This window comes from Streptomyces sp. Q6 (assembly GCF_036967205.1).
Classification (GTDB): Bacteria; Actinomycetota; Actinomycetes; order Streptomycetales; family Streptomycetaceae; genus Streptomyces; species Streptomyces citrinus.
On the sequence record NZ_CP146022.1, the window covers coordinates 6,897,902 to 6,917,789 of the forward strand.

Sequence of the window (19,888 nt, forward strand, 5' to 3'; positions counted from 1 at the left end):
GGGTGCGGGTCCGGGGTGCGGGCCCGCACCGGACCGGCGGTTACGCCCCCGCGCCGGAGCTGGCCAGTGCCTCGGAGAGTTCGGCGGCCACCTGCTGGAGCACCGGCACGATCTTCTCGGTGGCGGCCTCCGTCACGCGGCCCGCGGGCCCGGAGATGGAGATGGCGGCCGCCGTCGGCGAGTTCGGGACCGGCACCGCCAGGCAGCGCACCCCGATCTCCTGCTCGTTGTCGTCGACCGCGTACCCGAGGCGGCGCACCTCCTCCAGCGCGTCGAGGAAACCGTCCGGCGTCGTGATCGTCTTCTCGGTCGCGGCCGGCATTCCGGTCCGCCCGAGCAGCGCCCGCACCTCGTCCGCGGGGGTGTGCGCGAGCAGCGCCTTGCCGACGCCCGTCGAGTGCGGCAGCACCCGCCGGCCGACCTCGGTGAACATCCGCATCGAGTGCTTGGACGGCACCTGGGCGACGTACACGATCTCGTCCCCGTCGAGCAGCGCCATGTTCGCCGTCTCGCCGGTCTCCTCGACGAGCCGCGCCAGATACGGGCGGGCCCACGTGCCGAGCAGCCGGGCGGACGATTCGCCGAGCCGGATCAGGCGCGGGCCGAGCGCGTAGCGGCGGTTGGGCTGCTGACGTACGTAACCGCAGGCGACCAGCGTGCGCATCAGACGGTGGATCGTGGGGAGCGGCAGGCCGCTGCTCGCGGAGAGCTCGCTCAGGCCGACCTCGCCGCCCGCGTCGGCCATCCGCTCCAGCAGGTCGAAGGCGCGCTCGAGAGACTGGACACCGCCGCTGGGCGCTGACTTGGCGGTGTCGGTGGTGCTGGCGCTGGACGTCGGCACGGCGCGATCCTCTCGAGGTGGGTGACGGGCGGGCAGAGATGCAGCGTACCCGCCGGGTTCCGGCCCGGTGATCCCTTGACCTCTAAGTTCGTCGATAGCTACGTTCTGCGTACCGGAATAATAATTTCACTTTGTGGAAACGTCCAGACCCTTGACGGTTCGCGAAGTCGGAGTGAAAACTCCTTCAACAGAACGTTGAAACTCGGTACGGGAGGTCCAGGGTGTCGGACGGCGAAGTCGAACTGGTGCTGCGCTCGACCCGCGTCATCACCCCCGACGGTACGCGGCCCGCCTCGGTCGCCGTCGCCGCGGGGAAGATCGCCGCGGTGCTGGCGCACGACGCGGAGGTGCCGGAGGGCGCGCGCCTGGAGGACTTCGGCGACGACGTGCTGCTGCCGGGCATCGTCGACACCCACGTCCATGTGAACGACCCGGGGCGCACCGAGTGGGAGGGCTTCTGGACCGCCACCCGCGCCGCCGCGGCCGGTGGCATCACGACCCTCGTCGACATGCCGCTCAACTCCCTGCCGCCGACCACCACGGTCGACAACCTCCGGACCAAGCAGGAGGTGGCCGCCGCCAAGGCGCACATCGACGTCGGCTTCTGGGGCGGTGCCCTGCCCGACAACGTCAAGGACCTGCGCCCGCTGCACGACGCCGGCGTCTTCGGCTTCAAGTGCTTCCTCTCGCCGTCCGGCGTCGACGAGTTCCCGCACCTGAACGGCGACCGGCTCACCGCGTCCATGGCCGAGATCGCCGGATTCGGCGGCCTGCTCATCGTGCACGCCGAGGACCCGCACGAGCTCGACGTCGCCCCGCACACCAGCGGCCCGAAGTACGACGACTACCTCGCCACCCGGCCCCGGGTCTCCGAGGACGTGGCCATCAAGGGCCTCATCGACACGGCCAGGCGGATCGGCGCCCGCGTCCACATCCTGCACCTGTCGTCGTCCGACGCGCTGCCGCTGATCGCCGCCGCCAAGGCCGAGGGCGTCAAGCTCACCGTCGAGACGTGTCCGCACTACCTCACGCTCACCGCGGAGGAGGTCCCGGACGGCGCCAGCGAGTTCAAGTGCTGCCCGCCCATCCGCGAGGCCGCCAACCAGGACCTGCTGTGGCAGGCCCTCGCCGACGGCACCATCGACTGCGTCGTCACCGACCACTCGCCGTCCACCGCCGACCTGAAGACCGACGACTTCGCCACCGCCTGGGGCGGCATCTCCGGCCTCCAGCTCAGCCTCTCCGCCGTCTGGACGGCCGCCCGTACGCGCGGCCACTCCCTGGAGGACGTGGTGCGCTGGATGTCGACGCGCACGTCGGAGCTGGTCGGCCTCGACGACCGCAAGGGCGCCATCGCCGTCGGCCGCGACGCCGACTTCGCCGTCCTCGCCCCCGAAGAGACCTTCACCGTCGACCCGGCCGCGCTCCAGCACCGCAACCGCGTCACCGCGTACGCGGGCAAGACGCTGCACGGCGTCGTGAAGTCGACCTGGCTGCGCGGCGAACGCATCGTCGCCGACGGCGAGTTCACCGCCCCGCGGGGCACGCTGCTCGAAAGGAACCACTGACCTCATGTCCGCGCATTCCGGGATACCCAGCTTCACCGGCGACGCCAGCCCCTACGGCGGCGGCGACCCGTACGCCGACTACCGCACCGCGGACTTCCCGTTCACGCGGTACACCGACCTCGCCGCGCGCTCGCTCGGCGCCGGTGTGATCGCCGCGAACGACGAGTTCTTCGCGCAGCGCGAGAACCTGCTCGTCCCCGGACGCGCCGAGTTCGACCCGGAGCACTTCGGCCACAAAGGCAAGATCATGGACGGCTGGGAGACCCGCCGTCGCCGCGGCGCGGGCGCCGACCACCCGTGGCCCACCGCCGAGGACCACGACTGGGCGCTCGTCCGCCTCGGCGCGCCGGGCGTCGTCCGCGGCATCGTCGTCGACACCGCGCACTTCCGCGGCAACTACCCGCAGGCCGTCTCGGTGGAGGCCACGTCCGTCGCGGGCGCGCCCACCCCCGAGGAGCTCCTCTCCGACGACGTGAAGTGGACAACCCTCGTCCCTCGTACGGCGGTTGGCGGGCACGCGGCGAACGGGTTCGCGGTCGACGTCGAGCAGCGCTTCACGCACCTGCGCGTCAACCAGCACCCCGACGGCGGCATCGCCCGCCTCCGCGTGCACGGCGAGGTCGTCCCCGACCCGAAGTGGCTCGCCACGCTCGGCACCTTCGACGTCGTCGCCCTGGCCAACGGCGGCCGGGCCGAGGACGCCTCGAACCTCTTCTACTCGCCCGCCTCGAACACCATCCAGCCGGGCTACTCCCGCAAGATGGACGACGGCTGGGAGACCCGGCGCCGCCGCGACGACGGCAACGACTGGATCCGCTACCAGCTCGTCGCCCAGTCGCAGATCCGCGCCCTGGAGATCGACACGGCGTACCTGAAGGGCAACAGCGCCGGCTGGGCGTCCGTCTCCGTGAAGGACGGCGCCGACGGCGCATGGGTCGAGGTGCTGCCCCGCACCCGCCTCCAGCCCGACACGAACCACCGCTTCGTCCTCGACACCCCGGCGGTCGGCACGCACGCCCGGATCGACATCTACCCCGACGGCGGCATCTCGCGCCTGCGCCTGTTCGGCTCGCTGACCGAGCAGGGCGCCGCCCAACTGGCGGCGCGCAGCGCCGAGTTGGGCGCGTAGCGCAGAAAGGCCCGCGGGGTGCCCGGCCGACAAGGCCGGGCACCCCGCGCACGCATGCCGTCACGCCCTCACGCGGCGAACCCGCCGTCGACGGCCAGCTCGGTGCCGGTGACGTACGCGGCGTCGGGACCGGCGAGATACGCGACCGTCCCGGCGACCTCCTCGGCGCTGCCGTACCGGCCGAGCGTCGTCAGCGACGCCTGCCAGTCCGCGGTCGGCCCGTCCGCCGGGTTCATGTCGGTGTCGATCGGCCCCGGGTGCACGATGTTCGCCGTGATCCCGCGCCCGCCCAGCTCCCGCGCGAGCGCCTTGGTCAGGCCGATCAGCGCCGCCTTGCTCATCGCGTACAGCGTGCCGCCCGGTCCGGGGACGCGCTGCGCCATGCACGAGCCGATGGTGATGACCCGGCCGCCGTCGGGCAGCACGGGGGCCGCGGCCTGCGTGGTGAGGTAGACCCCGCGCACGTTCGCCCCCAGCGCCCGGTCGACGTCGGCGGGGGAGTGGGTCTCCAGGGGGCCGAGCGCGCCGACCCCCGCGTTGTTGACGAGGACGTCGAGTCGGCCCAGCCGCTCGACCGCGGCGCTCACCACCCCGGCCGCCTCCGCCGCGTCGCACGCGTCCGCGCGCAGCGCAGCGCCACGCCGCCCCAGGGCCTCGATCCGGCGCACCACGTCCTCGGCGCCCTCCTTGCCCCGGACATAGCTGACCGCGACGTCGAACCCGTCCTCGGCCAGTCGCAGCGCCGTCGCCGCACCGATCCCGCGCGAGCCGCCGGTCACCAGGGCCACCTTGCCGTTCATGATTTCTCCTGAGGTCGTCGGTCGTTGTGGGTTCAAGTACAGCGACGTACGACCCGGAAAGCTGGCGGCAAACGGACACTCAGCCCGGGACGCGCGTCCCGTACGGCAGTCGGTGCCGACGCGACCATGGCCTTCGTGGCAGCGGCGCGGGTACGGTGATCGCTCCCGTGCGAGCCGCCGACGTCTCCACAGCCGTCAGAAGTCCGACGTAGCCGGAGACCCGCCCGTGAGCACGCTCGCCCTGCCCGCACCCCGCCCCCGCGCCTGGCTCACCGACGCTCCGCTGCTCGCGGTCGCCGTCGTGTGGGGCGCCAGCTATCTCGCGGCGAAGGGCGTCACCACGCAGTCCACCGTGCTCGCGGTGCTCGTCCTGCGCTTCGGGATCGTGCTGCCCGTGCTCGCCGCCGTCGGGTGGCGGGCGCTGCGCGCGCTGACCGCCGCCCAGTGGCGCGGCGCCTGCGCGCTCGGCCTGATCCTCAGCGGGATCTTCCTCCTGGAGACGTACGGCGTCGTGCACACCTCGGCGACCAACGCGGGTCTCATCATCAGCCTCACCATGATCTTCACGCCGCTCGCCGAGGCGGCCGTCACCCGGGTCAGGCCCTCCCGCGCGTTCCTCGCGGCGGCCGGGACGTCCGTGCTCGGCGTCGTCCTGCTCACCCAGGGCGGTGGTTTCACGGCACCGTCGACGGGCGATCTGCTGATGCTGCTCGCCGCCCTCGCCCGTACGGTCCACGTCCTGACGATGGCCCGCCTGAAGTCCGTCCAGGGGGCGGAGGCGCTGCCCCTGACGAGCGTCCAACTCGGCTCGGCCGTCGTGGTGTTCGCGCTGCTCTGCGCGGCACCCGGCACCGGCTCCACCCCGTGGGACGCGGCGGCGGCCTTCGAACCCGCCGACTGGGCGGGCCTGTTGTTCCTGTCCGTCTTCTGCACGCTCTTCGCGTTCTTCGTGCAGATGTGGGCCGTACGCCGCTCGTCCCCTTCCCGCGTGAGCCTGCTGCTCGGCACCGAACCGCTCTGGGCCGCGGCGACCGGCATCGCCCTCGGCGGCGAACACCTGGGAGCCGTGGGCCTGTTGGGCGCCGCCTTGGTGCTGGCCGGAACCGGGTGGGGCCGCCGGGCCACGAGTTAACTCCTGGAAAACAAGCGGTAGTTGTCGTTGACATGCCCCCGTCTACGCGCGTCACACTAGGGGCATGAAGACACCCCCACGCTTCTTCAGTGCCGTAGCCCTCGCCGCCGCCCTCCTCGTCGGCGGCTCCGCCGGCGCCACGGCCCACGCGGCCCCCGCCCCCACCACCCCGTCCGTCACCGTCTCCGCCGCCGCGGTCGGCGACATCTGCTACTCCGCCCTGCCCTCCCAGGCGTACGACACCCTCGAACTCATCGCGGCCGGCGGCCCGTTCCCGTACAGCCAGGACGGCACCGTCTTCCAGAACCGCGAAGGCGTCCTGCCGAGCCGGTCGACCGGCTACTACCACGAGTACACGGTCATCACGCCGGGCTCCTCCGACCGGGGCGCCCGCCGCATCGTCACGGGCGAGGCGAGCCAGGAGGACTACTACACGGCGGACCACTACGCCACGTTCGACCTGATCGACCACTCCTGCTGACCGCTCCAAGCCCTAGCGGCTCCTGCGGCCCTCGGCGGCCGCGAACAGGGCGATCGCGAGCACCACCAGCGCGATGCTCCCGTACACCTCGCGGCCGTCGAGCAGCCCGACGAACCCGACCGGACCCCAGCCGGACCAGCCCGTGCACGCGCGGACGATGCCGAGCACGCCCTGGAACAGCGCGAGCCCGCCGACGACCTCCAGCAGTCGCTGGGGCCGCCGGCCCCGCCTGTCGTCCGGGTTCCCGTCTCGGTCCATGCACGAACCCTCGCCCCGCGGACCCCCCACGCACATCAGCCGCGGGGCGAGCCCGTGTCCGCCCGAGGTCGCCGCCCACGCCGTCCGCCCGCTACCGAAGTCGACGGGTGGGCGACTTTGGTCGCGAGAAGGCCGCGCGAGGCGGCCCACGGCGCCTGACGTGCGTAGATTTGTCGACCATGGAGGCATCGCGGCGGACCACGGGGGACACGGAGCGGGGCGACGGGACACCGCTGCCGTGGCGGCGCCGTCTGCTGACCTCCGCCGACGCCGACGAACTGGACCTGGACTCCGAGGGGCGGCCGGGACGCGGGCGGCGCACCGTCCGCGACTGGCTCGTCGACTTCGGCTGCTTCCTCGTCGCCGTCTTCCTCGGCCTGATCCTCGCCGAACAGGTCTGGGACGACCCGAACACCTCCGACACGCTGGCCCTCGTCGACCAGGTGATCGGGGCGCTGGCCTGCGCGGGCGTCTGGGTGCGCCGGCGGTGGCCGCTCGGATTCGCGGTGGCGATGGTGCCGGTCGGCTTCGTGTCCAACACCGCGAGCGGCGCGGTCATGATCGCGATCTTCACGCTCGCCGTGCACCGCCCCTTCCGCTACGTGGCCTGGGTCGGCGGCGCGTCGATCGCTCTGGTCCCGATCTTCTTCTGGCTGCGGCCCGACCCCGAGTCGACCTACGCCCTGTCGGTGGCGTTCACCGTGATCCTCACCGTCACCGTCGTCGGCTGGGGCATGTTCGTGCGCTCCCGGCGCCAGCTCCTGATGTCGCTGCGGGACCGTGCCCTGCGCGCCGAGACCGAGGCCGGGCTCCGCGCCGAGCAGGCGCAGCGGCTGGCCCGTGAGGCCATCGCCCGCGAGATGCACGACGTCCTCGCGCACCGGCTGACGCTGCTGAGCGTGCACGCGGGCGCCCTGGAGTTCCGCCCCGACGCGCCCCGCGAGGAGATCGCGCGGGCCGCCGGCGTCATTCGGGAGAGCGCGCACGAGGCGCTCCAGGACCTGCGCGAGATCATCGGCGTGCTGCGCGCCGCCGACCACGGCGAGGAGTCGGGGCGCCCGCAGCCCACGCTCGCCGCCCTCGACACCCTCGTCGCCGAGTCCCGCGAGGCCGGCATGAAGGTCGTCCTCGACAACCGCGTCGGCGACCCCGACTCCGTACCCGCCTCCACCGGCCGCACCGCGTACCGCATCGCCCAGGAGGGCCTGACCAACGCCCGCAAGCACGCCCCCGGCGCCGAGGTCGCCGTCACCGTCACCGGCGCCCCCGGGGACGGCCTCGCCATCACGGTCACCAACCCGCCGCCGCCCGGCGACGTCCCGCACGTGCCCGGCTCGGGCCAAGGCCTGATCGGGCTCACGGAACGCGCCACGCTCGCGGGCGGCACGCTCGACCACGGGCAGCGCCCCGAGGGCGGCTTCGCGGTACGGGCCTGGCTGCCGTGGAGCGGGTGACGGGGCCTGTCGTCCCGTGACGGCGTGACTACGGTGGGGCCCATGAACGCGATCCGCTTGCTCCTCGTCGACGACGACGCCCTCGTCCGCTCGGGCCTGACCTTCATGCTCGGCGGGGCGCACGACGTCGAGATCGTCGGAGAGGCGGCCGACGGCGCGCAGGCGCTCGACGTGGCCGCGGCCGTCCGGCCCGACGTCGTCCTCATGGACATCCGCATGCCGGTCATGGACGGCCTCGACGCCACCGAGCGGCTGCGCGCCCGCCCGGACGCGCCCGAGGTCGTCGTCCTGACCACGTTCCACGCGGACGAGCAGGTGCTGCGGGCGCTGCGCGCGGGCGCGGCCGGATTCGTGCTCAAGGACGCGACGCCCGCCGAGATCCTCGGCGCGGTCCGCAGCGTCGCGGCCGGCGATCCGGTCCTGTCGCCCGCCGTCACCCGCCAGCTGATCTCCCACGCGGCGGCCGCCGACCGCGAGACGCGCACGGCCGGCGCCCGCCACCGCCTCGCCGAACTCGCCGACCGGGAACGGGAGGTGGCCGTCGAGGTCGGTCGCGGCAAGTCCAACGCGGAGATCGCGGCGACCCTCTACCTCAGCGTCGCCACGGTCAAGGCCCACGTCTCCCGCGTCATGACGAAACTCGGCCTCAACAACCGCGTGCAGATCGCGCTGCTGGTCCACGACGCGGGGTTCCTGGAGGAGCGCTGAGTGCCGACGGCGGCGTCGGGTAAATTCACACCGTGATCTAAGTGCGGTCGATGTGCTCGGCCGATCTTGATCCCTCTTGATCGATGCGGTGCACAGGGGCGGGAGTACGGGATGCCAGGACCACGTCGGCGAACGGTGCGCGATCTGCGCCGGGGCAACCGGGCCGTCGTGCTGCGCAAGCTGTACTTCGACGGACCGCTCAGCAGACAGGAGTTGGGGCCGCTGACGGCGCTCAGCTCGGGCTCCATCAGCAACGTCGTCGCGGAGCTCGTCGCCGACGGCCTCCTGGAGGAGGCGGGTTCCGTCGACTCCGACGGCGGCCGGCCCCGCACCCTGCTGCGCGTCGCGCCCGGCAGCGGCCACGTCGTCGGCGTGGACGTGGGCGAGACCCGCGTCCGGGTGGAACTGTTCGACCTCGCGCTGAACGAACTGGCGCGCGCCGACGCCCCGTTGCCCGACGGGCGGCGCGACGGCAAGTACGACGCGCACGACGTCGTACGGCTCATCGCTCGCGGTCTGACGCAGGTCATCGCCGGAGCGGGCGTGGCGCCGGAGACGCTGATCGGCGTCGGCATCGGCGTACCCGGCATCGTCGACGCCTCGGGCCCCGCCGGCGCCGTCGTGCACGGTCAGACCATCGGCTGGGACGCCGTCCCGCTGGAGGAGATGCTCCGCGCCCCCGGCGAACTCCCGCCCGAACTGCCCCTGTTCATCGACAACGGGGCCAAGACGCTCGGCCGCGCCGAGATGTGGTTCGGCGCGGGCCGCGGCGCCCGCAACGCCGTGATCGCCCTCATCGGTTCCGGCGTCGGCGCCTGCGTCATCGCCGACGGCGTCCCGTACCAGGGCTCGTCCAGCAGCGCGGGGGAGTGGGGCCACACCGTCCTCCAGGTCGGCGGCCGGGAGTGCCGGTGCGGCGCGCGCGGCTGCCTGGAGGCGTACGTCAGCGCCGAATCGCTTCTCGAACGGTGGCGGGAGGCGGGCGGCACCTGGACATCACCGGACGAGGAGGGCGCCCTCGCCGAACTCCTCGAAGACCCCGCCACCGAGGGCCTGTTGGACGAGACCGCCGAGTACCTCGGCGCGGGCATCGCCGATCTCGTCAACCTCTTCAACCCCGAGCGGATCGTCGTCGGCGGCTGGGCCGGACTGCTGCTCGGACCGCGCCTGATCGAACCGGTGCGGCGCGCGGCCGCCGCGTACGCGCTGCGCCACCCCTTCGCGCAGACCACCGTCGAACTCGGCCGCCTGGGCACGGACGCGGTCACCGTCGGCGCGGCCACCCTGCCGCTCGAACGGTTCCTGGAGACGGGCGGGGCGCGCAGGGAACGGATCGTGAGCGGGGCGAGTTAGGCAGGGCAGGGGGACGCGGAGACCACACACGCGGGAGGCGCACGGCATGGGCGAGATCGTCGACCTGGGGGAGTACGCGGGCGGATCGGCCGAGTTCTTCGCCGACCCCTATCCGGTGTACGAGCGGCTGCGCCGCCTGGGCCCCGTCCACCACGTGCGCACCCCGGGCCCCGGACCGACCGAGGAGCTGTGGCTGATCGTCGGGCACGAGGCGGCGCGCGCCGCGTTCACCGACCCCCGGCTGGTCAAGACCCCGCCGTGGGGCCTCGACGGCAGCGACGTGGGGCGGCACCTGCTCTTCACGGACCCGCCGGAGCACGGCCGGCTGCGCTCCCTGGTCACCCGGGAGTTCACCCCGCGCAGGGTCGCGGCGCTCGCCCCGCGCATCCAGAAGATCACCGACGAGCTGCTCGACGACATGGTGCCGCGCGGCAGCGCCGACCTCGTCGCGGCGCTCGCCTTCCCGCTCCCGTTCGTCGTCATCTGCGAACTGCTCGGCGTCCCGGACATCGACCGCGGCCGGTTCCGCCGCATGTCGATCCAGATCGTGGCGCCGACCAGCGGTGAGGAGGAGGCCGCGGCGTTCTTCGAGATCACCGCGTTCCTCGACGAGCTGATCGAGGACAAGCGCTGCACGGCCCCCGCCGACGACCTGCTGAGCGCGCTGATCCGGACCACTGCGGAGGACGGCGACCGACTCTCCTCGCACGAACTGCGCGGCATGGCCTTCCTCCTGCTGGTCGCCGGCCACGAGACCTCCGTCAACCTGATCGGCAACGGCGTGCGCGCGCTCCTCGACCACCCCGGCCAACTGGCCGACCTGCGCGCCGACATGAGCCTCCTCGACGGGGCCGTGGAGGAGATGCTGCGCTACGACGGCCCGGTCGAGACGGCCACGCACCGCTTCGCCGCCGAGCCCGTCGACATCGACGGCACGGTGATCCCGGCGGGCGCCCCCGTCCTCGTCGGGATCGGCACGGCGGGCCGCGATCCGGAGCGGTTCGAGGTGCCCGACCGCTTCGACATCCGCCGCGACGCCCGCGGTCACCTGGCGTTCGGCCACGGCATCCACTACTGCCTGGGCGCCCCGCTCGCCCGCATGGAAGGCCGGATCGCGATCCGCTCCCTCCTGGAGCGGTGCCCCGACCTCGCCCTGGACGGGGAGCCGGACAGCTGGCTGCCCGGAATGCTGATGCGTGGGGTTCGTACACTGCCGGTGCGCTGGTAGCCGCCGACCCCGCCGAGGAGCCCCGATGTCCACCGAACCCGCCGTCCTCGACCTCGAACTCGCCCGCAAGGCCCTGGAGTCGCAGCCGTTCAGCCAACTGCTCCAGGCCCGCCTCACCGAGTTCGGCGACGGCGCGGCCACGCTCGAACTGGACATCAGGCCCGAACTCCACCAGCAGAACGGCTTCGTGCACGGCGGCGTCCTCGCCTACGCCGCGGACAACGCCCTGACGTTCGCCGCGGGCGCCGCCCTCGGCCCGTCCGTGCTGACCTCCGGTTTCTCCATCCAGTACGTCCGCCCCGCGCAGGGCGTGACCCTGGTGGCCCGCGCCGAGGTGGTCACCGCGGGCCGCCGCCAGGCCGTGATCAGGGCCGACCTGGTGGTGGTGGACGAGGAGGGCGCGGAGAAGCTGTGCGCGGTCGCGCAGGGCACGGTCCTCACCGTGTAGCGGGCCCGCCGCGCGGCGGGTCAGCCCCCGTCGACCTCCTCCATCCGCACCACGCGCCGCCCGGCCCGCGACATCTCGCACGCCTCCGCGACCCGCAGCGCCCGCAGCGCCTCCCACCCGTCGCACGGGTTCTCCCTGGCCCCGCGGACCACGTCCACGAACGCCTTCAGCTCGGCCTCGTAGGCCGGCGCGAAGCGCTCCAGGAAGCCCGGCCACGGCTTGTCCGCGGCGGGCGGGCCCTGCGGTTCCGTCGACGCGACCGGCGTACGGTCGTCGAGGCCCACGACCACCGTGTCGCGCTCGCCGGAGAGTTCCATGCGCACGTCGTACCCCGCGCCGTTGCACCGCGTCGCCGTGGCCGTGGCCAGCGTCCCGTCGTCGAGGGTCAGCACGACCGCCGCCGTGTCCACGTCCCCGGCCTCCCGGAACATCGCGGGCCCCGCGTCGGACCCGGTCGCGTACACCTCGACGACCTCGCGCCCGGTCACCCACCGCAGGATGTCGAAATCGTGCACCAGGCAGTCCCGGTAGAGGCCGCCGGACAGCGGCAGATACGCGGCCGGCGGCGGTGCCGGGTCGGACGTCATCGCCCGCACGGTGTGCAGGCGCCCGAGCCTGCCCTCCCGTACGGCCTCGCGCGCGGCCGTGTACCCGGCGTCGAAGCGCCGCTGGAACCCGAGCTGGAGGATCGTGCCCGCCGACTCGACCTCCCGGAGCGCGGCCAGGGTCCCCGGCAGATCGAGCGCGATCGGTTTCTCGCAGAACACGGGCAGCCCGGCCCGCGCCGCCCGCCCGATCAGCTCGGCGTGCGCGGCGGTGGCGGCCGTGATCACCAGCGCGTCCACGCCCCAGGTGAAGATCTCGTCGACGCTGGGCGCCGCCGTCGCCCCGATCCGGTCGGCGAGGGCGACGGCCCGCGCGGGCTCGGCGTCGGTGACGACGAGCGAGCCCACCTCCCGGTACCGCTCCAGGACGCCCGCGTGAAAGGTGCCGATGCGGCCCGTTCCGATGAGTCCGATGCGCATGGTCCCAACGTGCCGTCCCGTACAGATACTGTCAATCCTTTGTCCTGACAAATACGCGAGTGCGTGGTGCCGAGCTCACGCCCTGTCGAGCCGCGGTACCTCCACCCCGTACGGGTCCCACGTCACCGCCTCCACCGCCGTGCCGTCGCGCGCTCGGCCGCCGGCCCTCGGCGACGAGCGGCTCGACCGGCAGCTCGCGGGCGCACCGGCTGACCAGTCACACCCACCGGTGCCCGGCCGGATGCGCCACGAGGTCCACCGCGACCCGCGGGTCCGCCACGGTCACCCCGGCCGGGTTCACCAGCCCGTTCCGGCGCACCGGTCGTCCTCCATCCGGTACGTGCGGGCCGAGACCGTCGCACGGCCGGGCCGTGTCCGCATCCAGGAGCGATTGATGTGTCCGGACAATGGAACGTCAGGACTATCCGTCAACCACGCCTGCCGATACCCTCGCCCCCGTGGCCAAACCCGTAGCCGACCCGACCGTCCGGCTGGAACTCGGAGTCGACCGCAGCAGCCCCGTCCCGCTCTACTTCCAGCTCGCGCGGCAGCTGGAGGCGGCGATCGAGCGCGGCGCCCTGACGCCCGGCAGCCTGCTCGGCAACGAGATCGAGCTGGCGGCCCGCCTCGGTCTGTCCCGGCCCACCGTCCGCCAGGCCATCCAATCCCTCGTCGACAAGGGCCTGCTCGTCCGGCGCCGGGGCGTCGGCACCCAGGTCGTGCGCAGCCAGGTCAGGCGCCCGCTCGAACTGAGCAGTCTCTACGACGACCTGGAAGCGGCGGGTCAGCGCCCTGCGACCCGCGTCCTCGCCAACACCCTGGTGCCCGCCTCGGCGGAGGCCGCCGCCGCGCTCGGTATCGCCGAGGGGCAGGAGGTGCACCGTGTCGAGCGGCTGCGCCTGGCCCACGGCGAACCGGTCGCGTACCTGTGCAACCACCTGCCGGTCGGCCTGATCGCCCTGGAGGACGAGCGCCTGGAGGCCACCGGCCTGTACCGCCTGATGCGCTCCGCCGGCATCACCCTGCACAGCGCCCACCAGTCCATCGACGCTCGTGCCGCCACCGCCGCGGAGGCCGAGCGGCTCGGCGAACCCGGGGCGACGGCGCTGTTGACCATGCGGCGCACGACGTTCGACGACAGGGGCCGCGCGGTCGAGTTCGGCTCCCACGCCTACCGCGCGTCCCGCTACTCCTTCGAGTTCCACCTTCTCGTACGGTCCTAGCCGCCCGTCACGGTCCTAGCCGCCCGTCACGGTCCTGGCCGCCCGTGCTCGTCGTGCTCGTCGTGTTCATTGTGTTCGTCGTCCGAATGTTCTGACAAAGTCATTGACGTTGCCGTGGGACCCCCGCTACAAACACCTCCAGCCGCACCGGGCGGCCGGAGGAGAGGTGGCTCGACCATGCTCACGACGCGAACAGCCCGTACGGCCGCGGCCCTCGTCGCGGTGATCGCCCTCGCCGCCGGATGCAGCGGATCGGGCGGCAAGGATTCCGAGGACAAGCCGGACGGGAGCGCCACCGGCGGCAAGGCCGTCGGCACGCCGCGTATGAAGATCGCGATGGTCACGCACTCCGGCGAGGGCGACACCTTCTGGGACATCGTGCAGAACGGCGCCGAACAGGCGGCCGCCAAGGACAACGTGCAGTTCCTCTACTCCAACGACAAGGAGGCGAAGGGGCAGGCCGAGCTCGTCCAGGCCGCGATCGACAAGAAGGTCGACGGGATCATCGTCACGCTCGCGAAGCCGCAGGCCATGGAGGCGGTCCTCGCGAAGGCGACGGCCGCGGGCATTCCGGTCGTGTCGATCAACTCGGGCTCCGAGTTCTCGGCGAAGTTCGGCGCCCTCAGCCACATAGGCCAGGAGGAGTCGGTGGCCGGCGAGGCGGTCGGCACCGAGCTGGCGAAGCAGGGCAGGAAGAAGGTCCTCTGCGTCATCCACGAGCAGGGCAACGTCTCGCTGGAGCAGCGCTGTGCCGGTGTGAAGAAGACCTTCAAGGGCTCCGTCGAGAACCTCAACGTGGACGGCACCAACGCCCCGAGCTCCCAGTCCTCCATCGAGGCCAAGCTCCAGGCCGACAAGTCCATCGACGCGATCGTCGCGCTCGGCGCCCCCATCGCGGCGCTCGCCGTCAAGGCGAAGGACGACGCGGGCAGCAAGGCGGACATCGCCACGTTCGACCTGAACGCCGAGGTCGTACGCCGCCTCAAGGCCAAGGAGGTCTCGTTCGCCGTGGACCAGCAGCCCTATCTCCAGGGCTATCTGGCCGTCGACGAACTCTGGCTCTACAAGACGAACGCCAACGTCCTCGGCGGCGGAAAGCCCGTCTTCACCGGCCCCGCGCTCGTCACAGAGAAGGACGTGCCGAAGCTGGAGAAGTACACCGCGCGCGGCACCCGGTGAATGGATGCATGATCCCCGTGACCCATACTTGTGCGTTTGGGACCGCAAACTGGTCCCCAAGGACCAGTAAATGGTCCACCGGGTCCGGCCCACCGCCGGCCCCGGTGTACGACGCAGCAGACCAAGAAGGGCACGGCCTCGTGGCACGGTTTCGGACCTGGGTGAGCATCGCCGTAGCGGGGGCCCTCGGCCTCACGCTCGCCGGGTGCAGCAGCACCGGCGGCAAGCGGGCGGAGGATGCCAGGAAGGCCCAGCAGGCCCAGGGCAAGGCGGCAGTGGACACACCCCGCTGGACCATCGCGATGATCACCCACTCGGGTGATGGCGACACCTTCTGGGACATCGTCCAGAGCGGCGCCGAGCAGGCGGCGGTCAAGGACAACATCAACTTCCTGTACTCGCACAACGACGAGGCCCAGCAGCAGGCCCAGCTGGTCGACGCGGCCGTCGACAAGAAGGTCGACGGCATCATCGTCACGCTGGCCAAGCCCGACGCGATGAAGGCGGCCGTGGCCCGCGCCGAGAAGGCGGGCATCCCCGTCATCACCGTGAACTCGGGCTCCGCGGAGTCCAAGCGGTTCGGCGCGCTCACCCACATCGGCCAGGACGAGACCATCGCCGGTGAAGCCGTCGGCGAGGAGCTCGACAAGCGCGGCAAGAAGAAGGCCCTGTGCGTCCTGCACGAGCAGGGCAACGTCGGCCACGAGCAGCGCTGCGCCGGAGCGAAGTCGAAGTTCGACGGCCGGATGACGAACCTCTACGTCGAGGGCACCAACATGCCCGACGTGCAGTCCGCGATCGAGGCCAAGCTCCAGTCCGACCCGTCCATCGACTCGGTCGTCACGCTCGGCGCGCCGTTCGCCGCCACCGCCGTGAAGGCCAAGGAGGACGCGGGCAGCAAGGCCGAGATCGAGACCTTCGACCTGAACGAGAAGGTCGCCCAGGGCCTCCAGGACGGCAGCCTCGGCTTCGCCGTCGACCAGCAGCCGTACCTCCAGGGCTACGAGGCCGTGGACCTGCTGTGGCTGTACAAGTACAACGCCAATGTGCTCGGCGGCGGCAAGCCGGTCCTCACCGGACCGCAGATCGTCACCAAGGATCAGGCCGCCGAGCTGGAGGAATACGCGAAGCGGGGGACACGATGACCACGACCGTTCCCGAGAAGCAGCCCGAGCCGCAGCTCGACGAACGGCTCCTGAGAACCTCGCCCTGGAAGAAGCTGATGGGCCGCCCCGAGCTCGGCTCGGTGGTCGGCGCGATCGCCGTCTTCATCTTCTTCTCGGTCGTCGCGGACAGCTTCCTGCGGCCCGCGAGCCTGGCCACCGTCCTGTACGCGGCCTCGACCCTCGGCATCATGGCCGTCCCGGTCGCGATGCTGATGATCGGCGGCGAGTTCGACCTGTCGGCGGGCGTCCTCGTCACGTCGTCGGCGCTGATCTCGTCGATGTTCAGCTACCAGATGACGGCGAACACCTGGGTCGGAGTGGGCGTCTCGCTCCTGGTCACCCTGGCCATCGGCGCCTTCAACGGCGTGATGCTGACCCGCACCAAACTTCCCAGCTTCATCATCACGCTCGGCACCTTCCTGATGCTGACCGGCATGAACCTGGGCTTCACCAAGCTCATCAGCGGCACGGTGTCGACGAAGTCGATCGCCGACATGGAGGGCTTCTCCTCCGCCAAGGACGTCTTCGCCTCGACGATCACCATCGGCGGCGTCGACTTCAAGATCACCATCCTGTGGTGGCTCGCCCTGATCCTGGTCGCGACATGGATCCTGCTGCGCACCCGCGCCGGAAACTGGATCTTCGCCGTCGGCGGCGACGTGGACGCGGCCCGCGCGGTCGGCGTCCCGGTCAACAAGACCAAGATCGGCCTCTACATGGGCGTCGCGTTCGGCGCCTGGATCTCCGGCCAGCACCTGCTCTTCAGCTACGACGTCGTGCAGTCCGGCGAGGGCGTCGGCAACGAGCTGATCTACATCGTCGCGGCGGTCATCGGCGGCTGCCTGATCACCGGCGGCTACGGCTCCGCGGTCGGCGCGGCCATCGGTGCCCTGATCTTCGGCATGACGAGCAAGGGCATCGTGTTCGCCGAGTGGAACTCGGACTGGTTCAAGTTCTTCCTCGGAGCGATGCTGCTCCTCGCGACCCTGCTCAACGCGTGGGTCCGCAAGCGCGCGGAGGCGATCAAGTGACGACCCCCTTGGTGGAGCTGGCCTCGGTCAGCAAGTACTACGGCAACATCCGCGCTCTCGAGGACGTCTCGATCGAGGTCCACGCGGGCGAGATCACCTGCGTCCTCGGCGACAACGGCGCCGGCAAGTCGACCCTCATCAAGATCATCGCGGGTCTGCACCAGCACGACGCGGGCACCTTCTCGATCGAGGGCGAGGAGATGCGCCTCTCCAACCCCCGCGACGCCCTCAACCGCGGCATCGCCACGGTCTACCAGGACCTCGCCGTCGTCCCGCTGATGCCGGTCTGGCGCAACTTCTTCCTCGGCTCCGAGCCGACGAAGGGCACCGGCCCCTTCAAGCGCATGGACGTCGAGCTCATGCGCCGCACGACGCACGAGGAACTGGCCCGCATGGGCATCGACCTGCGCGACGTCGACCAGCCCATCGGCACGCTCTCCGGCGGCGAGCGCCAGTGCGTGGCCATCGCCCGCGCCGTCTACTTCGGCGCGAAGGTCCTCGTCCTCGACGAGCCGACGGCGGCACTCGGCGTCAAGCAGTCCGGCGTCGTCCTCAAGTACGTCGCGGCGGCGCGGGACGCGGGCCTCGGCGTGGTCCTCATCACTCACAACCCGCACCACGCGTACCTGGTGGGCGACCGTTTCGTCCTCCTCAAGCGCGGCGCGATGTTCGGCAGCCACACGCGGGACGGGATCTCGCTGGACGAGCTGACCCGGCAGATGGCCGGTGGCAGCGAGCTCGACGACCTCCGCCACGAACTGGAGCGCGCCCCGGTCCCCACGCACCTTGGGGGCCACCCGACGGACGCCCCCAAGTAGGCGGATGCGGCCGTTCCCGCGGCTGCGGTGCCGTCGTGGCCGCTCGCGCGGTTCCCCGCGCCCCTGAAGGCTGAGCGGCTTCGCCGCTCAGCCTTCATCGACGAGATGCCGCACCACAGGTGCGCATCTCAGGGGCGCGGGGAACCGCGCGATCAGCCCCCACTCACCCGCACCCGCACACCGGACCCCGCTCCCCGGGAGCCCCGCCGCACAGGAAACCCGGCATGCGGCGGAGCCGCCGCGTGAGGCAGAATCGCCGCAATGAGCACCTACCGCGACCTAGCCCACCGTGGCAGCGCCCGAGCCACGGTCCTGCGGACCGTCGGCACCCGGGAGCGCCGCTCGCACCTGACGGCCCCCCGCGTCCCCACCGTCGGGATCGACATCGGCGGCACCAAGGTGATGGCGGGTGTCGTCGACGCGGACGGCGTCATCCTGGAGACCCTGCGCACGGAGACGCCGGACAAGTCCAAGAGTCCGAAGGTCGTCGAGGACACCATCACGGAACTGGTGCTCGACCTCTCCGACCGCCACGACGTGCACGCCGTCGGCATCGGCGCGGCCGGCTGGGTCGACGCGGACCGCAACCGCGTCCTGTTCGCCCCGCACCTCTCCTGGCGCAACGAGCCGCTGCGCGACCGCCTCGCGGGCCGGCTCTCCGTCCCCGTCCTCGTCGACAACGACGCGAACACCGCCGCCTGGGCGGAGTGGCGCTTCGGCGCGGGCCGCGGCGAGGACCACCTGGTCATGATCACGCTCGGCACCGGCATCGGCGGCGCGATCCTGGAGGACGGCCAGGTCAAGCGCGGGAAGTTCGGCGTCGCGGGCGAGTTCGGCCACATGCAGGTCGTGCCCGGCGGACACCGCTGCCCGTGCGGCAACCGCGGCTGCTGGGAGCAGTACAGCTCCGGCAACGCCCTGGTCCGCGAGGCCCGCGAACTCGCCGCCGCCGACTCCCCGGTCGCGTACAACATCATCGAGCGGGTCAAGGGCAACATCCCCGACATCACCGGGCCCCTCATCACCGAGCTGGCCCGCGAGGGCGACGCCATGTGCGTCGAACTGCTCCAGGACATCGGCCAGTGGCTCGGTGTCGGCATCGCGAACCTCGCCGCCGCCCTCGACCCGTCCTGCTTCGTCATCGGCGGGGGCGTGAGCGCCGCCGACGACCTGCTCATCGGCCCCGCCCGTGACGCCTTCAAGCGCCACCTCACCGGCCGCGGCTACCGCCCCGAGGCCCGGATCGCCCGCGCCCAGCTCGGCCCCGAGGCCGGCATGGTCGGCGCGGCGGACCTGGCCCGGCTGGTCGCCCGCCGCTTCCGTCGTGCCAAGCGCCGCCGGGTGGAGCGCTACGAGCGGTACGAGCGCTACGCGCGCACCCTCGGCGGCGCCGACAGCGGCCGCGAGCAGTGACAGGAAGACCCGCCATGATGCTGCCCCGCCAGCCCTCGTCCCCGGACGCCTCCGAGGCCCCGGGCCGCGGCGCGCGACCGGCCGAGGACCGCGGCCGCATGATCCGCCGCCGCGCCCTCACGCTCCTGACCATCGTGCTGCTCATCGGTATCCCCGCCGGCTACCTGGTGATCTCCGCGAACCAGAGCCGCGACAGCGGCAAGGACAAGGAAGCCAAGTACTCGGCGACCGGCCTCACCATCGGCTGGCCGTCCAAGGTGCAGCGCCGCCTCTACCAGATCCCGATCCCGGCGGGTTCGCGCAGCGTCGCGTACTACGAGACGAACAACTACAAGGTCAGCCGCCTGTACGCGCAGTTCGTCACCAGCAACAAGGGCCTGGGCACGTTCCTGAAGAACATCGACCGCACCGCGTCCGACCTCAAGAAGAACGACCTCGCGATCAGCGACCGCGACCAGCAGGTCGCGGGCTGGAACTTCACCGGCCCCGGCCCCTGGTACGGCCTCACCCACGGCCAGCAGGACCCGTCCCCCACCCAGACGGTCGTGGTGAACCGCTCGAACCCCGACCACCCCATGGTCTACGTGGTCTCCACGACCCACCCCTGACCGCCGACCGGGCCCTATCATCCGG

At 72.0% G+C, this 19,888-nt stretch carries 20 protein-coding genes; 16 read left to right on the forward strand and 4 right to left on the reverse strand.

What is annotated here, in order from left to right; translation table 11 throughout:
• Positions 1 to 40: 40 nt before the first annotated feature.
• Positions 41 to 841 carry an IclR family transcriptional regulator gene (locus tag V2W30_RS31945; protein WP_338701971.1) on the reverse strand — a complete coding sequence of 267 codons (801 nt, stop codon included), beginning with the start codon at positions 839 to 841 and terminating at the stop codon, positions 41 to 43.
• A 221-nt stretch (positions 842 to 1,062) separates the two neighbouring features.
• Here V2W30_RS31945 and allB point away from each other — a divergent pair, with 221 nt between their 5' ends.
• Both allB and alc read left to right on the forward strand, forming a co-directional pair.
• A complete protein-coding gene (allB, locus tag V2W30_RS31950; RefSeq protein WP_338701972.1) occupies positions 1,063 to 2,409 on the forward strand; it encodes an allantoinase AllB in 1,347 nt (448 codons plus the stop codon).
• A gap of 4 nt (positions 2,410 to 2,413) precedes the next feature.
• Positions 2,414 to 3,538 carry an allantoicase gene (alc, locus tag V2W30_RS31955; protein WP_338701973.1) on the forward strand — a complete coding sequence of 375 codons (1,125 nt, stop codon included), beginning with the start codon at positions 2,414 to 2,416 and terminating at the stop codon, positions 3,536 to 3,538.
• Between the two features lie 68 nt (positions 3,539 to 3,606).
• Here alc and V2W30_RS31960 read toward each other — a convergent pair whose 3' ends face one another.
• A complete protein-coding gene (locus V2W30_RS31960; RefSeq protein ID WP_338701974.1) occupies positions 3,607 to 4,338 on the reverse strand; it encodes an SDR family oxidoreductase in 732 nt (243 codons plus the stop codon).
• A 226-nt stretch (positions 4,339 to 4,564) separates the two neighbouring features.
• Here V2W30_RS31960 and V2W30_RS31965 point away from each other — a divergent pair, with 226 nt between their 5' ends.
• Positions 4,565 to 5,470, forward strand: a complete 906-nt coding sequence (locus tag V2W30_RS31965) for a DMT family transporter (protein ID WP_338701975.1) — start codon at positions 4,565 to 4,567, stop codon at positions 5,468 to 5,470.
• 64 nt (positions 5,471 to 5,534) lie between these two features.
• Positions 5,535 to 5,951: a ribonuclease gene (locus V2W30_RS31970; protein WP_338701976.1), complete on the forward strand. Its 417-nt coding sequence runs from the start codon at positions 5,535 to 5,537 to the stop codon at positions 5,949 to 5,951.
• Between the two features lie 12 nt (positions 5,952 to 5,963).
• Here the strand turns inward: V2W30_RS31970 and V2W30_RS31975 are convergent, their stop codons facing one another.
• Positions 5,964 to 6,209 (reverse strand): hypothetical protein, encoded by a 246-nt coding sequence (locus V2W30_RS31975; protein ID WP_338701977.1) that lies wholly within the window; start codon positions 6,207 to 6,209, stop codon positions 5,964 to 5,966.
• 179 nt (positions 6,210 to 6,388) lie between these two features.
• Here V2W30_RS31975 and V2W30_RS31980 point away from each other — a divergent pair, with 179 nt between their 5' ends.
• The 5 genes from V2W30_RS31980 to V2W30_RS32000 all read left to right on the forward strand — a co-directional run bounded on the left by V2W30_RS31980 (position 6,389) and on the right by V2W30_RS32000 (position 11,400).
• Positions 6,389 to 7,663: a histidine kinase gene (locus V2W30_RS31980; RefSeq protein WP_338701978.1), complete on the forward strand. Its 1,275-nt coding sequence runs from the start codon at positions 6,389 to 6,391 to the stop codon at positions 7,661 to 7,663.
• Positions 7,664 to 7,705: 42 nt separating this feature from the next.
• Positions 7,706 to 8,371, forward strand: a complete 666-nt coding sequence (locus tag V2W30_RS31985) for a response regulator transcription factor (protein WP_338701979.1) — start codon at positions 7,706 to 7,708, stop codon at positions 8,369 to 8,371.
• Between the two features lie 111 nt (positions 8,372 to 8,482).
• Complete coding sequence (locus V2W30_RS31990; RefSeq protein ID WP_338701980.1) at positions 8,483 to 9,724, forward strand: ROK family transcriptional regulator; 1,242 nt, start codon at positions 8,483 to 8,485, stop codon at positions 9,722 to 9,724.
• Between the two features lie 46 nt (positions 9,725 to 9,770).
• Complete coding sequence (locus V2W30_RS31995; RefSeq protein ID WP_338701981.1) at positions 9,771 to 10,952, forward strand: cytochrome P450; 1,182 nt, start codon at positions 9,771 to 9,773, stop codon at positions 10,950 to 10,952.
• A gap of 25 nt (positions 10,953 to 10,977) precedes the next feature.
• Positions 10,978 to 11,400: a PaaI family thioesterase gene (locus V2W30_RS32000; protein ID WP_338701982.1), complete on the forward strand. Its 423-nt coding sequence runs from the start codon at positions 10,978 to 10,980 to the stop codon at positions 11,398 to 11,400.
• A 20-nt stretch (positions 11,401 to 11,420) separates the two neighbouring features.
• Here the strand turns inward: V2W30_RS32000 and V2W30_RS32005 are convergent, their stop codons facing one another.
• Positions 11,421 to 12,425, reverse strand: coding sequence for a Gfo/Idh/MocA family protein (locus tag V2W30_RS32005; RefSeq protein ID WP_338701983.1), 1,005 nt, complete (start codon positions 12,423 to 12,425; stop codon positions 11,421 to 11,423).
• A 458-nt stretch (positions 12,426 to 12,883) separates the two neighbouring features.
• Between V2W30_RS32005 and V2W30_RS32010 the strand changes: the two genes are divergently transcribed.
• From V2W30_RS32010 to V2W30_RS32040, 7 genes are all read left to right on the forward strand, one after another.
• A complete protein-coding gene (locus V2W30_RS32010; protein ID WP_338701984.1) occupies positions 12,884 to 13,648 on the forward strand; it encodes a GntR family transcriptional regulator in 765 nt (254 codons plus the stop codon).
• A 177-nt stretch (positions 13,649 to 13,825) separates the two neighbouring features.
• Complete coding sequence (locus tag V2W30_RS32015) at positions 13,826 to 14,827, forward strand: sugar ABC transporter substrate-binding protein (protein ID WP_338701985.1); 1,002 nt, start codon at positions 13,826 to 13,828, stop codon at positions 14,825 to 14,827.
• Between the two features lie 140 nt (positions 14,828 to 14,967).
• Positions 14,968 to 15,972 carry a sugar ABC transporter substrate-binding protein gene (locus V2W30_RS32020; protein ID WP_338701986.1) on the forward strand — a complete coding sequence of 335 codons (1,005 nt, stop codon included), beginning with the start codon at positions 14,968 to 14,970 and terminating at the stop codon, positions 15,970 to 15,972.
• Complete coding sequence (locus V2W30_RS32025) at positions 15,969 to 17,024, forward strand: ABC transporter permease (protein WP_338701987.1); 1,056 nt, start codon at positions 15,969 to 15,971, stop codon at positions 17,022 to 17,024. The genes V2W30_RS32020 and V2W30_RS32025 overlap by 4 nt, the downstream gene beginning before the upstream one ends.
• The gene (locus V2W30_RS32030; RefSeq protein ID WP_425244620.1) at positions 16,991 to 17,842 is read left to right on the forward strand and encodes an ATP-binding cassette domain-containing protein; all 852 of its coding nucleotides are present in this window, start codon (positions 16,991 to 16,993) and stop codon (positions 17,840 to 17,842) included. Before V2W30_RS32025 ends, V2W30_RS32030 begins: the two co-directional genes overlap by 34 nt.
• A gap of 261 nt (positions 17,843 to 18,103) precedes the next feature.
• A complete protein-coding gene (locus V2W30_RS32035) occupies positions 18,104 to 19,255 on the forward strand; it encodes an ROK family glucokinase (protein WP_338701989.1) in 1,152 nt (383 codons plus the stop codon).
• A gap of 14 nt (positions 19,256 to 19,269) precedes the next feature.
• Positions 19,270 to 19,863 carry a sugar kinase gene (locus tag V2W30_RS32040; protein WP_338701990.1) on the forward strand — a complete coding sequence of 198 codons (594 nt, stop codon included), beginning with the start codon at positions 19,270 to 19,272 and terminating at the stop codon, positions 19,861 to 19,863.
• Positions 19,864 to 19,888: the final 25 nt, after the last annotated feature.

Bases quoted from the DNA above. Each gene is read 5' to 3' on its own strand.
- V2W30_RS32025 (WP_338701987.1), top strand. From the start codon at position 15,969: ATGACCACGACCGTTCCCGAGAAGCAGCCCGAGCCGCAGCTCGACGAA.
- V2W30_RS32040 (WP_338701990.1), top strand. From the start codon at position 19,270: ATGATGCTGCCCCGCCAGCCCTCGTCCCCGGACGCCTCCGAGGCCCCG.
- V2W30_RS31995 (WP_338701981.1), top strand. From the start codon at position 9,771: ATGGGCGAGATCGTCGACCTGGGGGAGTACGCGGGCGGATCGGCCGAG.
- V2W30_RS32015 (WP_338701985.1), top strand. From the start codon at position 13,826: ATGCTCACGACGCGAACAGCCCGTACGGCCGCGGCCCTCGTCGCGGTG.
- alc (WP_338701973.1), top strand. From the start codon at position 2,414: ATGTCCGCGCATTCCGGGATACCCAGCTTCACCGGCGACGCCAGCCCC.
- V2W30_RS31985 (WP_338701979.1), top strand. From the start codon at position 7,706: ATGAACGCGATCCGCTTGCTCCTCGTCGACGACGACGCCCTCGTCCGC.
- V2W30_RS31975 (WP_338701977.1), bottom strand. From the start codon at position 6,209: ATGGACCGAGACGGGAACCCGGACGACAGGCGGGGCCGGCGGCCCCAG.
- V2W30_RS31980 (WP_338701978.1), top strand. From the start codon at position 6,389: ATGGAGGCATCGCGGCGGACCACGGGGGACACGGAGCGGGGCGACGGG.
- V2W30_RS32005 (WP_338701983.1), bottom strand. From the start codon at position 12,425: ATGCGCATCGGACTCATCGGAACGGGCCGCATCGGCACCTTTCACGCG.
- V2W30_RS32000 (WP_338701982.1), top strand. From the start codon at position 10,978: ATGTCCACCGAACCCGCCGTCCTCGACCTCGAACTCGCCCGCAAGGCC.
- V2W30_RS32035 (WP_338701989.1), top strand. From the start codon at position 18,104: ATGAGCACCTACCGCGACCTAGCCCACCGTGGCAGCGCCCGAGCCACG.
- V2W30_RS31970 (WP_338701976.1), top strand. From the start codon at position 5,535: ATGAAGACACCCCCACGCTTCTTCAGTGCCGTAGCCCTCGCCGCCGCC.
- V2W30_RS31960 (WP_338701974.1), bottom strand. From the start codon at position 4,338: ATGAACGGCAAGGTGGCCCTGGTGACCGGCGGCTCGCGCGGGATCGGT.
- V2W30_RS31990 (WP_338701980.1), top strand. From the start codon at position 8,483: ATGCCAGGACCACGTCGGCGAACGGTGCGCGATCTGCGCCGGGGCAAC.